Origin of the sequence: Ventosimonas gracilis (assembly GCF_001580025.1) — a bacterium.
GTDB lineage: Bacteria > Pseudomonadota > Gammaproteobacteria > Pseudomonadales > Pseudomonadaceae > Ventosimonas > Ventosimonas gracilis.
On sequence record NZ_LSZO01000157.1, the window covers coordinates 38,058 to 53,140 of the forward strand.

The following is a 15,083-nucleotide window of genomic DNA, read 5'->3' on the forward strand; positions in this document are numbered from 1 at the left end:
CTATTGAAAATTGCATGCCGTTTCACGCCGTTTTTCTTGACCAGGCTTCGCTTGATTTGGGCGACCTTGAACTTGCTCCGCTCCGCAACCTGTTTGATGAACTGGTATTACATCCATCCACCTGCCCCGAACAGGTCAGTGAGCGCCTGCAAGGTGCACAAATTGCCATCAGCAATAAAGTGCCGATCACGCGCGAGACTTTGCAGGCTTGTCCTGAGCTTAAGCTGGTGCTGATCGCCGCCACCGGCTGCAACAATATTGACCTTGCCGCCGCCGGTGAATTCGGTGTTACCGTCTGCAACTGCCAAGGCTACGGCACCGCTTCAGTGGCGCAACACTGCATCGGATTATTGCTCGCGCTGGCGACTCGCCTGGCAGACTATCAAAAAGCCGTACAAAGCGGGCGCTGGCAACAGGCCCGCCAATTTTGCTTGCTGGATTTTCCGATTGTGGAACTGTCCGGCAAAACCTTAGGCATTTTGGGTTACGGCGAATTAGGTCAAGCGGTCGGCAAACTCGCCCAAGCATTAGGCATGCAGGTATTGATCGGGCAGTTGCCGGGCCGTCCTGCTCAAAATGGACGACTGCCGCTGAGTCAACTGCTGCCGCAAGTCGATGCCTTAAGCCTGCACTGCCCATTAACCGAACAAACGCGCGGCTTGATCGGTAAAGACGAACTGCGGCAAATGAAAAAAACCGCCTTTTTACTCAATACCGCCCGTGGTGGCTTGGTCGATGAACAGGCGCTGGCAGATGCACTTAAAAACGGCCACCTGGGCGGCGCGGCGCTCGATGTGCTCAGCGAAGAGCCGCCGCGTTCGGGCAATGTGCTACTCGCGCCCGATATTCCGCGCCTGTTGATCACCCCACACAACGCCTGGGGTAGCCGTGAAGCGCGGCAGCGTATTGTGATGCAGCTTGCTGAAAATACCGCCGCGTTCTTGTCGGGTAATCCCATGCGGGTGATTGGCTGATGGATGCAAAAAGCCAGTTGCTGCTGCGCAATCCTTCCCATTTTGCAGGCACAGTGTTGCTCGCCGGATTGCCCGCCGATGATTTGCTCAAAGCTTTGCCACAGGCTTTTGGCTGGAGTTGGCAGATGGATGCCTATACCCCGCTTACGCGCAGCACTGACGGGCGCTGCCACTTTGGCATTGAGCCACCTTCAACTGAATTTGCCGCTGCCGTGCTGTTTCTGCCCAAATCGCGCGAGCAGACCGACTATTTATTAACCCAGCTCGCCGCCCGTTTGGCGGGCAGGCCGCTTTATCTGGTCGGCGAAAAACGCGCCGGTATTGAGCGTGCGGCCAAGCAGTTACAAGCCTTCGGCAGCCCGCACAAAATCGACAGCGCCCGCCATTGCCAGCTTTGGCGCGTTTTAGTCGAACAATCCCCGCCAGCTCCCGTGCTTGGCGAGTGGACCAAGCACTACCGCGTACCACTGGCAGACGGCGAACTTCGCGTGATCAGCCTGCCTGGGGTATTTGCGCACGGGCATTTGGATGCAGGCACGGCGCTTTTGCTGGAACAGCTTAACGCTCTGCCGCGCGGGCCGATTTTGGATTTTGGCTGCGGCGCGGGCGTATTGGGTGCGGCGCTGGCAAGGCGCTACCCTGATCAGTCGGTCACTTTGCTCGATAGCTGCGCCTTTGCCCTGCACAGCGCCCATTTAACGCTTGCCGCCAACTCTGTTGAAGCCAAGGTGCAAGCGGCCTGCGGCATTGCCGATGCCAAACAGGATTTCGCCGCGATTATCAGCAATCCGCCGTTTCATCAGGGCATTGCCACCTGCTATCAAACCACGGAAGACTTGCTGCGCGAGGCGCGCTCGCATCTTGTCCGAGGTGGCGAACTGCGGATTGTGGCAAACCGCTTTCTAAAATACCCGCCGATACTTTCGCAGTATTTAGGCAGCTGCGAGACGATGGCCGAGCGCGGTGGATTTCACGTATTACGCGCGGTTAATCAGCGAGCCAAATAAGGCTTGCCATGCGGCCGGTGGGATTTTCTCTGCGGTAGGAATAAAACCGCGCCTTATCGGTATAAGTGCAAAAACCGCCGCCGTAAACGGACGTTACCCCGCAGGCCGCCAGTCTTAAATAAGCAAGTTGATAGAGATCGGCCTGATATTTGCCGCTTATTGGCGCGGGGATAAAAGCGGCTTTCGCTTCGGCTTGCTGATCCACAAAAGCTGCGCGGACTTCTTCGCCGACTTCAAAGGCCGCCTGGCCGATACAAGGTCCTAGCCAAACCAGTAACTGGTCAGCAGGCACCGCGAGCGTTTGTACCGTTTGCTCCAAAATCCCGGCGGCTAGCCCGCGCCATCCGGCGTGCGCCGCGGCCACTCGGCTACCTGAGGCATCACAGAACAACACCGGCAAACAATCGGCCGTCAGTACCGTACAGGCGATACCCGGCATTTGCGTCCAACTGGCATCGGCCTGTGGGCAATCATCCGGATCGGCGGGAACGATTTGCTTGCCGTGTACCTGCTGCAAAAACGCAAGTTTACAACCTAAAACCCGCGCCAACTGCTCGCGGCCCGCACGGACGGTCTCTAACGAGTCCCCTACCCGGTCAGCCAAATTAAACGAGGCCCATGCGCCTTGGCTAAGCCCGCCGCTGCGCGTGGTGACGCAAGCCTTAACCCGTTTGGGTGCGGGCCAGTCTGGGGTAATCCAGTCAAAGGTTTTTTGCATCGTCTTTTAACCTTTGCAGTAACTGGCAAAAATCCGCAGCCAAGGTCGACTCAAAGTGCAGCCTTTGCCCTGTGTGTGGATGGGTTAATGCCAATTCTTTGGCATGCAGAGCCTGGCGCGGAAAGGTTTTTAGTGTGTCGATCAGTATTTGGCTCGCGCCCGCCGGTAAGCGCAAACGAGCGCCGTACTGCGCATCGCCCAACAAGGGATGGCCGATATGCGCCATATGTACGCGGATTTGATGGGTACGGCCGGTTTCCAATTTCACTTGAATATGCGAATGAGCGCGAAAACGCGAAAGCACCCGCCAATGACTCACCGCCGGTTTACCGCCTGCTGTGACTGCCATTTTCTGCCGCTGAATGGGATGTCTGCCAATCGGCGCATCCACCGTGCCACCTGCGGGGGGCGTTCCGCTAATCACCGCTTGATAAATCCGGCTGATGCTACGTGCCTGCAACTGCGCCACCAACGCGGTTTGCGCCTGCAAGGTTTTGCCGACCACTAACAAGCCACTGGTGTCTTTATCCAGCCGGTGAACGATACCGGCACGCGGCAACTGCGAAAGTTCCGGCAGATGATGCAGCAAGGCATTGAGCAGCGTGCCATCGGCATGCCCCGCCGCTGGATGCACCACCAATCCGGCAGGTTTATCCAGCACCAGAATATGCGCGTCCTCATACAGGATATTCAGTGCAATATCCTGCCCCTGCCAGCTACCTTGAACCTGCATTTGCGCGTTCAGTTGCAACAGTGCACCAGCTTTAACCCGATCACGCGGCCTGCACAGGGTGCCACCCACCGTTAAACAGCCGTCTTTAATCCAAGCACTCAGGCGCGAGCGTGAAAACCCGTCAAAAAGCTGCACGGCAACCGCATCCAAGCGCTGCCCAGCCAACTCAGGCGGCACTTTTGCAGTTTCGCAAATAAGCGGATCTAAATCGCTGGAAGGCATAACGGCAGGAAAAAGCATCTTTAGTAGGGCGGACAGGCTGTGATTAAATGTGAAAGGCAGCCATCATAGCAGTAGCTTTAGCAAGGCCGCCCAATACCCGTTACCCGAGATTACTGCATGTTTATCAAACCCTCTCCCCTAACCCAATACCCTGCCATGACGCTGATACTGCTGTTCCTGACTGCTCTGTTGCTTGGCGGCTGCTCATCGGATAAATCCACCGAAGAGGACAACACCAGCGAAGCGCAGCTTTACCAGCAGGCGCAAGAGGCGCTCGACAACAACAGCTACAGCGCCGCTGCGGAAAAATTAAGAGCGCTGGAATCACGCTATCCATTCGGGCACTTTGCCGAACAAGCGCAGCTTGAACTGGTCTACGCCTACTACAAAAGCGGTGACGCGGAAGCCTCGCGCTCGGCGGCAGAGCGTTTTATTCGCCTGCATCCGCAGCATCCCAATGTAGATTACGCTTGGTATATCAAAGGCTTAACCTCATTTGAGGAAAACCGCGGCCTGATTTCGCGCTTTTTACCGCTGGATGTGAACAAACGTGACCCGGGCGCGGCACGTGATTCGTTTAATGAATTTGCCGAACTGCTGCGGCGCTTTCCGCAAAGCCGCTACGCGCCCGATGCCAAGCAGCGCATGGTTTACCTGCGCAACCGCCTGGCCGCCTACGAGGTGCATGTCGGCAACTACTACATCAAGCGCAAGGCGTACCTCGCCGCCGCCAATCGTGGCCGCTATGTGGTGGAAAACTTCCAGGGTACGCCCGTCGTCGGTGACGGTCTCGCGCTGATGGTAGAAGGCTATCGCCAGCTTAAATTGGACGATTTGGCCGACAGCGCACTGGCCACTTTGCGCCTTAACTACCCCAATCATTCGCTACTTGCCAACGGCAAACTCACCGCCCCGACCAGCGAAGAAGACTACTTGGGCGCTTTTGAAAAAGCCCCACCTGCGCCGAGCACCACGCAAGCCAACCAAGAAGTGCAAAAGCAGTACGAAGATGCCAAGGACGAACTGCCAGCAGAAATCCAACAATAACGCCCTGTCCTTTGTACAAAAGCGGTGCGGATTTTTAACAACAAATAGAGTGGCTGCCCACTGAACAGCCCTCTCCCGCGCCCCATAGATCCTGTCGCGAAAGCCTCCGTCGCTATGCCTTGTGCATTGATCAAAACCGACTGCCAGCGGTTCAAACCGGTAAATACAACGTCAACGCTTCGCTTGTCGTAGGGCGAAAACCGTAGCTTTGATAAAACGCGGCGGCGGTGGCGTCTTTGGCATCAACAATCAGCACGCGCACGCCCATTGTCTGGCGGACTAAACGCGCCAGATTGACGGCGTGGCCCAGCAATAACCGACCATAGCCCTTACCTTGTTCCGTTGCCGCGATGGCCAGTCGCCCCATGCGCATGGCAGGCACCGGCCACGCGGGTAATCGTTTGCGGTCTGCTTCGCTCAATTCATGCAGATACAACTGCGCGGCGGATAATGCGCAATAACCCAGAACCCGGGCGGGTTCCTCATCGTCAATCAGAACGTGGATGGTGGCGATACTGTCGCGTTGATGCTGTCCGGCGCGCTGGCGTAGATAATCGTCCAGCGCTTTAACGCCACAGACGAACTCGGCACGGTCGTGCTGGCGGGTATCCAGTAAGGTGATACGCAGTGCCATTACGGCGCTTGGACGAGCTGGGCGGCGGCATCCATCGCCTGTTGCAGGCTGATATTGGGCGCAAAGGGAGCATCCAGCGCAGCCAGAAAGCGGCGGGTTTCGGTTTCGGACAGAGTGACCACGGTATCGGCGGCGATGGCGGAATCAGCCTCGCGCAAAACGGCTTCGCGCACGAAGACGGAGAGCGACATGCCGCGCAAGGCGGCGGCGCGGGCGATGCGCTGTTTGTCACCGATGTTCAGGCGCAAGTCCAGTCGGGCAGCGGTGGTGTTCATGTCAAGACTATGTACGTAAATATTCTGTACTGCAAGCAGTTTTTACCGAGTTGCGCAGAAAGCCCGTCCTTCAGAGGATGTCGCAAAAGACCCCGCCACCGGATTTTTGCTACCGATTGGTTTGATTTATATTAATAAAATCATGTGGTTAAAAATTTAATTCCAGAATGAAAATGTGTTCTCTACCCCTTTTACGATACACCTCCATAGATAAGAGAAGACCGCTAAGGCTATTCAGCGATTGGCTCCCCTAGCCCGCTTGCGGGCGAGGGCAAGCATTCTGTCGCAAATAAACATAATAAGGTCGCCCTAAAGCAAGTTACCAAAAGTATGTTCTATAAGGTTACAGCCCACTCGCCGGAAACCCCCATCCAAAATCCCCCCTTTTGAGGAAGCCATTTACAAAATTGTCAACATCTTGCCCAACAGGTAGTACTAAAGACTTGAAAATGCTTGTGCCTGGGCGCAATATTGATGACAATTCATCCATAAATCGAACCACCGTCCAATTCCTAAAAATTCCAAGAGGAAGCCATGACCGCCCAAGACAACAACACCAACGAAGCCTTTTTGCGATTTGTTCAGGTCAAAAAAACTTACGACCAGCAGTCTCTGGTGGTTAAAGACTTCAATTTGGATGTCGCCAAAGGCGAGTTCATCACCCTACTTGGCCCGTCCGGCTCGGGCAAAACCACTTGCCTGATGATGTTGGCCGGTTTTGAAGATGTCACCAGCGGCAAAATCCTTATCAATGGACGCAACGTCACCGATATTGCCCCCTATGACCGCAATATCGGCATGGTTTTCCAGCAATATGCGCTGTTTCCACACATGACCATCCGCGAAAACCTCGCCTACCCGCTCAAGCTGCGCAAGCAATCGAGCGAACAAGTGCAGGCCAAAGTCGATGAATACTTAAAACTGATTGAACTGGAAAGCTTTGGTGGACGCTATCCGGGGCAGCTTTCCGGCGGCCAGCGCCAGCGCGTGGCGCTCGCCAGGGCGCTGATTTTTGAGCCGGATATTGTGCTGATGGACGAACCCTTGGGCGCCCTGGATAAAAAACTGCGCGAACAAATGCAGTTTGAAATCAAGCGCTTGCACGAGCAGCTTGGCTTTACCGTGATTTACGTGACGCACGATCAGACCGAAGCGCTGACCATGAGCGACCGCATTGCCGTATTCAGCCGCGGCGTGGTACAGCAGTGCGATGCGCCCCATGTGCTCTATGAAAACCCGACCAATCTGTTTGTCGCCGACTTTATCGGCGAGAGCAACAAATTAGATGGCGTGGTCGAGAGCATTGATGAGCAGCAAGCCAAGGTGCGCCTGACCAGCGGCGCTACCGTCAGCGCCCGCCGCGCGGCAGGCGGCGTGAATCAAGTCGGGCAGAAAACCACCGTTTCGGTAAGGCCGGAAAAACTCACCTTTACCGATAACCTAGGCGAAAACGGCAACCGTATTCCCGCCCGCTTTGTCACCCGTCATTACGTGGGGGAATATATCCGCTATCATTTCGCAAGTAGCTGCGGCACTGAACTGGTGGTAAAAAGCCTTAACGACAGCGCCGCGCCGCGCTTTAAATCCGGTCAAGAAGTCTCGCTCGCCTGGCTGCCCGAGTTCAGCCAAGCACTTGACCACCCCGCCGGATAAGCGCATACCCCTACAACAATCCCAACAAGCAGGAGCACTTTAATGATGAAACCCTTACAACCACTGGCTCTCGCCGCCGCTTTTGCGCTCGCCTCAAGCATGGCGCTGGCGCAGGACAGCTTGACCGTTATTTCCTTTGGCGGTGCTTACGGCGCGATGCACAAAAAGCACTCGGTAGATCCGTTTGAGCGCGATAGCGGCATTAAAATCCTCTATGACAGCTATTCCGGCGGCGTGGCCGAGATGAAAGCGCAGGTCGAATCCGGCAATATCCAATGGGATGTCATCGGTATTGAGGCGGTTGACTTAGAGCGTGCCTGCTCCGAAGGCTTGCTCGAATCCATCGACCACAGCCTGCTGCCACCCGGCGCGGACGGCACCCCCGCCAAGGATGACTTCGTGCAAGGCACGCTGCAAAGTGACTGCACGGTCGATACCGACATCTTCTCCACCGTCTACGCCTACAACAAAGACACCATCGGTAAAGTCGTACCGACCACCATTGCCGATCTGTTCGATAGCGCCAAAATCCCCGGCAAACGCGCCTTGCGCAAGCGCCCGCAAATCAACCTCGAATGGGCACTGATGGCCGATGGCGTACCCTTTGATCAAGTCTACGCAGTGCTCGCCACCGATGCCGGGCAAAAACGCGCCTTTGCCAAGCTCGATACCATCAAAAAAGACGTGGTCTGGTTTGACTCCTGGTCGCAAGCCCCGCAGCTTTTGAACGATGGTGGCGCGGTGATGGTGCAGTCCGCCAACGGGCGTTTTTACGATGCCATCCGCAACGATAACCGCCCGTTCGTGATTATCTGGGACGGCCACCTGTACGACACCGAAGGTTGGTCCATCTTAAAAGGCACGCCGAAAAAAGACCTCGCCATCAAGTTCGTCCTCTACACCACCGGCACCACGCCATTAACCGGAACGGCCGATACGGCCTACGGCCCTGCGCGTAAATCCTCGGCGGCTCTACTGCCCAAGGATGTGGTGGATAACCTGCCAACCTCCCATTTGGATAAAGGCATTAAAGTCAGCTCAGAGTTCTGGGCAGACTATGGCGAAGCGCTGGGGGAAAAATTCAGCGAATGGCAGCTTAAATAAGATGGGCAAAGGATTGCGAATGGAAATACCCTTCGCAATCCGGCCGAAACTGTCTATTGTTAATGCCTGTTGGCAAACCCTTGAAAGACTATTTACTCACTATTTAAAAGAATGACTGACTGATTACCAAGCCTATGCCTTGGTAATAAGCCGCATAAAATACACAGCCAATAATGGGCTTGTGTAACCACGCTAAAACCAATAACCACAAGGGAGCATTATTTATGGCTTTTTTGCCAAAATCACTTGTCACAATAAGCACAGTCTGTGCGCTGGCGCTTTCTACCCCTATGGCATTTGCCGATGAATTAACCGTCTATTCGTTTGGCGGAGCCTATGGCGATACCATTAAAAAGCATATGGTCGAGCCGTTTGAAAAAGACAGCGGCAATAAAGTCCTGTTTGGCAGTTACGCAGGCGGCATTGCGCAAATCAAGGCGCAAGTCGAATCCGGCCAAGTACAGTGGGACGTTATCAATATTGAAGATATTGACCTGGAACGCGCCTGTTCCGAAGGGCTGTTGGAAATGATAGACCAAAGCACATTAGCCGATGGCGCAGACGGCAGTAAAGCCAGCGAGGATTTTATTCCCGGTGCACTGGATAGCGAATGCGCCGTACCGGCTGTGGTTTGGTCCGTGGTATTTGCCTATAACACACAAACTATCGGCAAAAATACGCCAAGCACGCTCGCCGATATCTTTGATTTGCAAAAATTCCCCGGTAAACGCGCCTTTCAACGCCGCCCTACTTATTTAATGGAATGGGCATTGATCGCCGATGGCGTGGATAAAGACCAAGTCTATGAGGTACTTGCCACCGATGAAGGGCAAAAACGCGCCTTTGCCAAACTCGACAGCATTAAAAAAGAGATTGTCTGGTTTGATGCCTGGTCACAAGCACCGCAATTATTAAATGACGGCGGTGCAGTGATTGTGCAATCGGCGAGCGGTCGCTTCTTTAATGCCATGCGCCAAGAAAAAGCGCCTTTTGTGATTGTTTGGGATAAACATATCTACAGCTTTGATTTGTTCGCCATCTTAAAAGGCAGCCAAAAACGCGATTTAGCCATGGACTTTGTCCGTTATGCCACCTCCTCCAAACCGCTGTCCGGCATGCCCGATATTGCCTACAGCCCGCCGCGTAAATCCTCCATGACACTGCGCGAAATGGATCAACAAACCATTGATAATTTGCCTACTTCGCACCTTGATAAGGGCATCAAGAGTAGTTCAAACTTTTGGGCGGATTACGGCGAAACCCTGGATGAAAAATTCACCGAATGGTTATTGAAATAAGCAGATAAACATAAGCGGACTGTATTCGGCAGTCCGCTTTATCAGGGAAATACCGAGCAATAAAAGGATAAATAAAATGAAACTCAGCAAGCAACAGAACTGCACTATAAAAATCTTGAAAAAACGCTTGTGTCATTATTTTCTTGGTGCTGCTTTAACTAGTATCGCAAGCATTGTAAGCGTTTCAGCCAATGCCCAAGATAACAGCTTAACTGTGATTTCATGGGGCGGCGCTTATAATATCATGCAGAAAAAATACGTGATTGACCCGTTTGAAAAAAACAGCGGCGTTAAAATTCTGTTTGACGGTTATGCCGGTGGCATGGCCGAAATTAAAGCGCAAGTCGAAGCCGGTAAAGTGCAGTGGGATGTGGTGAATGTCGATGCCTTTACCTTGGAGCGCGCCTGCTCCGAAGGACTGCTTGAAGTGCTCGACCACAACATGCTTTCACCAGGCAGTGACGGCAGCCAAGCCACGGATGACTTTTTACCCGGCACATTAACCGACTGCGGCATTGCCAACGATATTTATTCCCTTGCCATTGGTTACAACAGCAATACCATCGGCAAGATCGTACCGAAAACCATTAATGATGTTTTTGATACGAATAAAATCCCCGGAAAACGCGGCTTTCAACGCAAACCCATTGGCCTTTTGGAATGGGCACTGATGGCCGATGGCATAGCCCGCGAGCATGTTTATCATGAACTTGCCACAGAAGCCGGACAAAATCGCGCCTTTGCCAAGCTTGATAGCATTAAAAAAGACATTGTCTGGTTTGATGCCTATTCCCAGGCACCACAATTATTAAATGACGGCGGTGCCGTCTTGGTACAAGCTCCGCACGGGCGTTTTTATGAAGCCATGCGTAATCAAAACAGTCCCTTTGCCATTCTGTGGGACGGCCATATTTATGATTACGATATTTGGAGCATTCCCAAAGGCACGCCCAAGTTGGAACTGGCCAAACGTTTTATCACCTTTGCCACCGAGCCAGTGCCGTTAGTGGGCGGCACGGATTTATCCTACAGCCCAACCCGTAAATCCTCACTGGCATTGGTCGAAATGGATGATTTATTACGCAATAACCTGCCCACAACACATTTGAATATTGGTATTCAGGCCAATTCCGAATTTTGGGCGGATTACGGCCAAGCCCTGGATGAACGCTTTGCCGAATGGTTGCTGACTAATTAACCCTTATCCTTAAAGCCGGATAAATTCTGTCCGGCTCTTTATTTAAACAGGAGGCTGTGCTTTGTCTGTAATGACTGCTGAATTAAATCTACAAGAAGCCCGTCAAGCGGCGCAAAGCGCACGGCGCAAACGTTGGCTAGCCTTGGCCTTTGTCGCGCCGCTACTGCTGTTTGTGCTGATTACCTTTGCCCTGCCCATTGTCACCATGCTTTGGCGAAGTGTCTATCACCCGACCTTGGGCGAGCTTATCCCGCATACCTTGGAGCAGCTTTCCGGCTGGGATGGCGAGGGTCTGCCGGATAATTCGGTATTAACGACCTTTGCCACCGAATTGCATCAACTCAATGCCGAGCGTCAGGCCGGAAAACTGGCCGAAGAAGTCAACCGCGCTTATAGCGGTATGTCCAGCGTAATTAAATCGACCGCCAGACAAATTGGCCGTATGAAAAACGAAGAGCTACCGCTCTATGGCGCCGATGTATTGCTGCAAAGCCATAATAACTGGAAAGAAACCCATCTATGGCGCGCCATTGAACGCGCCGGTCGCCCATACACCTATGACAATTACTTAACCTCGCTGGATTTACAGATGAGCCATGACGGCCATATTGAAAACCGCGACACGCAAATCTACCGCAAGCTCTACGGCAAAACCCTGTATATGGCCTTGTTGATTACCCTGCTCTGTGGATTATTGGGTTATCCGCTGGCCTATTACCTCGCCAATCAACCGGCCAATAAAGCCAACTTGTTAATGGTCATGGTATTGCTGCCGTTTTGGACCTCGCTGCTGGTACGCACGACCGCGTGGATTGCGCTATTACAAACGAATGGGGTGATTAACAGTTTTTTAATAAGCATTGGTGTTATTAACCAGCCGTTTGAAATGCTCTATACCTCATTTTCCACCATTTTGGCGATGACCCATATCCTGCTGCCCTTTATGGTATTGCCTTTGTACAGCGTGATGTGTTCGATTGATCCCAGTTACACACGCGCGGCGTTATCAATGGGTGCAAAACCTTTAGGGGCTTTTGCACGGATTTATTTCCCGATGACCTTGCCCGGGGTTTCCGCCGGTGCTTTGCTGGTGTTTATTATTTCCGTCGGTTACTACATTACTCCGGCACTGGTCGGCGGTACCGATGGGCAGATGATCAGTAATATTATTGCCTTTCATATGCAAAGTTCCAATAACTGGGAACTGGCAGCGGCTTTAGGTTCATTGCTGCTGTTTTTGATTTTGCTTTTATATTGGCTATACGACCGTTTTGTCGGTGCCAGCAATATTAAATTGGGGTAAATCATGGCTAAGCAAACGGTTTATTACAGCACTTGGCACCGTATCGGCGGCGCGCTTTTAGGCAGTACCGCCTGGCTGGTACTTTTATTTTTAATTTTACCCATTTTGGTGATTGTGCCGCTTTCGTTTAATGCTGAACCTTTTTTCAGCTTTACCGAAGGCATGCTCAAATTAAAGCCAGAGGCTTATTCGCTGCGCTGGTACAGTGCGGTATTTAATGATGCCGGTTGGCTGCTTTCCATTAAAAACAGCTTTTTTATCGGTATCTTTTCAACTTTGATTGCTACCGCCTTGGGTACTTGCGCAGCGGTCGGGCTTGCCCGCGATGAAATGCCCGCGCGCCGACTGATTACTGCCCTGCTGCTCTCGCCCATGATTGTGCCGCTGATTATTACCGCCGCCGGTATGTTTTTTTTCTACGCCAATATCGGTCTTTCCGGCAATTTTTTAGGATTGATTTTGGCGCACGCGGTATTGGGTACGCCCTTTGTCATTATTACGGTCACCGCCACCTTGGTCGGCTTTGATTATTCACTGGTACGCGCCGCCCTAAGTTTGGGGGCAAGGCCGCTGCGGATTTTCTTTGATGTGATTTTGCCGTTGATTCGCCCCGGCGTTATTTCCGGCGCGTTATTTGCCTTTATTACTTCCTTTGATGAAGTGGTGGTCATTTTGTTTATGGCCGGTCCGCAACAAAGAACCATTCCACGGCAGATGTTTTCCGGCCTGCGCGAGCAAATCAACCCAAGCATTTTGTCGGTAGCGACTTTGCTGATTTTAATGTCGGTTATTTTGCTGGTGACATTGGAATTACTGCGCCGCCGCGCCATGCGACTGCGTGGCGCAGCGGGTTAATTTAACCTTTTCCCGCCCTCTCTCGCATAATTGTGAGGGAGGCGTTGTTTAACCATTGGCTATGAATTAAGTGGCTGTTGCAGGCTCTGGATAATTTCGCCCAGTTCCTGCAACTGCCCGGTCATTCTGTCAATCTGTTGTTGTAATTGTCCGCCTTGTTGGCGCACCCGACTGCTGTTTTGACTGAGTTGTTTCAGTTCGTGCATTTGGTTTTCCAACAATTTTTTGTGCTCAAGACAGCGTTGCACTAACGGTATCAGCGCACTGTTTGCCCAGGTCGTCGCATTTTCATGCAAGCGTTGGTGAAACTCGATAATTTTTTGCTCCAATGCGGTTAAAAAACGCTCTTTAAGCACCTTTTGCGCATTAAATAAAGCCCAAGGGTAAAGGCTGAATTGATGGCTTAATACACTTAGACCGGTTAATTCTTCACGGTAAGCATCAAGCTCAAATAATGGTGCGGTCAGCTCTTGTTGCGACGAATGTTCGCGCTTGTATTGGCGGTAAATATGCGCAACGGTCTGATTAACCACGCGCATTTCATGGGCAAAGGTTTGCAGATTACTTTCCAGTAGCGCAAAGAATTTTGCATTGGCCCTACGCACGCCCAAGGTCGTTAAACTGCCAGCAATGCCTTGGCGCAGTTGCTTAAGTGGTTCGTCCAGCATGACTTGCGGGCTGTTTGCAATCATTCGAGCGCTTTGCTCTTTGAGCAGGTTATGGTTATTTTTTAACTGCGCCAACTGTTTGCGGTAATTGCCATGCTCGGCGCGGGTTTTTGCAGCAAAACTGGCCAGTAGTTGATTGCTGTCTTGTTGCTTATCTGCCAATTGTTTTTGCTGTTCTTTGGTTTCGTTAAGACGCTCTTCGAGCACTTGGTAACTGCCTTCTACCAACTCCAATACTTGCTTGAGAACAGTCTGACCCAGCAGTTGCTCTTTTTGCCGAATCAAGCGCTCGCCGAGCAGTTTTTCCAAATTCGGCAGTTGGCTGCGTGCCAGTAGCGCTTCATCACTGCGGATGCGGGCGAGCAGCCCCTGTTTGGCCGAAAGCGGCAACACATCGCTTGCGGCGATATCCAGTTGTTCGGCGGTTTTGCGGCACATGCGGTCGATACTTTCCTGCACAAAATCACTGCCATGAGGGTCATCCCAGAGCAAATCGATTTTATTGAGGATGGCAAAGCGCAAGCCCCCGTGGCCACGCTGTGCTCCGTGCAAATGGTTTTGCCAAACGCCAAGGTCGGTTGCGCTGACTCCAGTACCCAGCGACAGCACAAATAAAATCGCCTGGCTGTCGGGTAGTATCGACAGGGTAAGCTCCGGCTCGCTGTCCAGCGCGTTAAGCCCGGGGGTATCGATAATGCGCAGCCCCATGCGCAGCAGTGGGTGGTCAAAGTTGATCAGCGCATGCTGCCAGCGCGGCACCAGCAGTAAACCGGCCTGCCCGGCAGGTTCAAGTTTGTCTACACAAAGCCCCAAACGTTCGGCTTCCTCCTTGGGCACGGCCTTGCTGCTGGCGACTTCGGCAAAGGCATTGGCAAGCGCCTCAGGGCTTGCCTCATTGAGGCGAATATGCGTCCAGTATTTGCTTTTGCGGCGCAACACGGCGAGGCTTTTGCCGGACAGGCGCGATTCAATCGGCAGCAGCGCGATGCTGGGATGCTGCGCCTCGGGGTCAAAATACAGTTCGGTCGGACACAAGGTGGTGCGGCCGGTTTGCGATGGCAGCAGGCGCTGGTTGTTGGCCGAAAACAGCAGACTGTTAATCAGCTCGGTCTTGCCGCGCGAGAACTCGCCAATCAGCACCAAGGTAATCTGGTCATTGCGCAACAGGTGTAGCGCCGCCTCAAGCCGCGCCTCGGCGGCGGCCGTAACCAGACGGCCTTTGCTCATCAGACTGCGGTAGCGGGTGATTTCTCGCAGCAGTTCCTTCTTCCAAGCAGACAGTGCACTGACCTTATGGCTCAGATGTTCCATTACAACCACTCCTTTAGTCTTTTGTCGTACTGACCGCTACAGCTTCTCAATCGGCGCAGTTGTGCTAACACAAGAGCGTAGCA

General features: G+C 52.9%; 13 protein-coding genes and 1 pseudogene. 9 read left to right on the forward strand and 5 right to left on the reverse strand.

The window, feature by feature from the left end; translation table 11 throughout:
- The first annotated feature begins 14 nt into the window (after positions 1-14).
- Both AXE65_RS07515 and AXE65_RS07520 read left to right on the forward strand, forming a co-directional pair.
- Positions 15-974 (forward strand): 2-hydroxyacid dehydrogenase, encoded by a 960-nt coding sequence (locus AXE65_RS07515; RefSeq protein WP_068390302.1) that lies wholly within the window; start codon positions 15-17, stop codon positions 972-974.
- The gene (locus AXE65_RS07520; RefSeq protein ID WP_068390305.1) at positions 974-1,981 is read left to right on the forward strand and encodes a methyltransferase; all 1,008 of its coding nucleotides are present in this window, start codon (positions 974-976) and stop codon (positions 1,979-1,981) included. The genes AXE65_RS07515 and AXE65_RS07520 overlap by 1 nt, the downstream gene beginning before the upstream one ends.
- On the opposite strand, the gene pgeF is transcribed toward AXE65_RS07520, so the two are convergent.
- A complete protein-coding gene (gene pgeF, locus AXE65_RS07525) occupies positions 1,962-2,699 on the reverse strand; it encodes a peptidoglycan editing factor PgeF (RefSeq protein WP_068390310.1) in 738 nt (245 codons plus the stop codon). The genes AXE65_RS07520 and pgeF overlap by 20 nt on opposite strands.
- Positions 2,683-3,654: a 23S rRNA pseudouridine(1911/1915/1917) synthase RluD gene (gene rluD / locus AXE65_RS07530; protein ID WP_068390313.1), complete on the reverse strand. Its 972-nt coding sequence runs from the start codon at positions 3,652-3,654 to the stop codon at positions 2,683-2,685. Before rluD ends, pgeF begins: the two co-directional genes overlap by 17 nt.
- A gap of 156 nt (positions 3,655-3,810) precedes the next feature.
- Here rluD and AXE65_RS07535 point away from each other — a divergent pair.
- Positions 3,811-4,695: pseudogene (locus tag AXE65_RS07535) on the forward strand (outer membrane protein assembly factor BamD); the annotation flags it as partial.
- 157 nt (positions 4,696-4,852) lie between these two features.
- On the opposite strand, the gene AXE65_RS07540 reads toward AXE65_RS07535, so the two are convergent.
- A complete protein-coding gene (locus tag AXE65_RS07540) occupies positions 4,853-5,335 on the reverse strand; it encodes a GNAT family N-acetyltransferase (protein ID WP_068390318.1) in 483 nt (160 codons plus the stop codon).
- Positions 5,335-5,610, reverse strand: a complete 276-nt coding sequence (locus tag AXE65_RS07545; protein ID WP_068390321.1) for a type II toxin-antitoxin system TacA family antitoxin — start codon at positions 5,608-5,610, stop codon at positions 5,335-5,337. The genes AXE65_RS07540 and AXE65_RS07545 overlap by 1 nt, the downstream gene beginning before the upstream one ends.
- Positions 5,611-6,144: 534 nt before the next feature.
- On the opposite strand from AXE65_RS07545, the gene AXE65_RS07550 reads away from it, so the two are divergent.
- The 6 genes from AXE65_RS07550 (at position 6,145) to AXE65_RS07575 (ending at position 13,021) form a co-directional block, all read left to right on the forward strand.
- Positions 6,145-7,263 (forward strand): ABC transporter ATP-binding protein, encoded by a 1,119-nt coding sequence (locus tag AXE65_RS07550; protein ID WP_068390324.1) that lies wholly within the window; start codon positions 6,145-6,147, stop codon positions 7,261-7,263.
- 42 nt (positions 7,264-7,305) lie between these two features.
- Positions 7,306-8,367, forward strand: coding sequence for an ABC transporter substrate-binding protein (locus AXE65_RS07555; protein ID WP_204376538.1), 1,062 nt, complete (start codon positions 7,306-7,308; stop codon positions 8,365-8,367).
- A gap of 224 nt (positions 8,368-8,591) precedes the next feature.
- Positions 8,592-9,665, forward strand: a complete 1,074-nt coding sequence (locus tag AXE65_RS07560) for an ABC transporter substrate-binding protein (RefSeq protein WP_068390327.1) — start codon at positions 8,592-8,594, stop codon at positions 9,663-9,665.
- A gap of 244 nt (positions 9,666-9,909) precedes the next feature.
- Positions 9,910-10,863, forward strand: a complete 954-nt coding sequence (locus tag AXE65_RS07565) for an extracellular solute-binding protein (protein WP_239685048.1) — start codon at positions 9,910-9,912, stop codon at positions 10,861-10,863.
- A 70-nt stretch (positions 10,864-10,933) separates the two neighbouring features.
- On the forward strand, positions 10,934-12,166 hold the full coding sequence (locus AXE65_RS07570) for an ABC transporter permease (protein WP_068390331.1): 1,233 nt from the start codon (positions 10,934-10,936) through the stop codon (positions 12,164-12,166).
- Positions 12,167-12,169: 3 nt separating this feature from the next.
- Entirely contained in the window at positions 12,170-13,021 is an 852-nt protein-coding gene (locus AXE65_RS07575) for an ABC transporter permease (protein ID WP_068390333.1), read from the forward strand.
- Between the two features lie 59 nt (positions 13,022-13,080).
- On the opposite strand, the gene AXE65_RS07580 is transcribed toward AXE65_RS07575, so the two are convergent.
- Positions 13,081-15,000 carry a dynamin family protein gene (locus AXE65_RS07580; protein ID WP_079214096.1) on the reverse strand — a complete coding sequence of 640 codons (1,920 nt, stop codon included), beginning with the start codon at positions 14,998-15,000 and terminating at the stop codon, positions 13,081-13,083.
- Between the last annotated feature and the right edge of the window lie 83 nt (positions 15,001-15,083).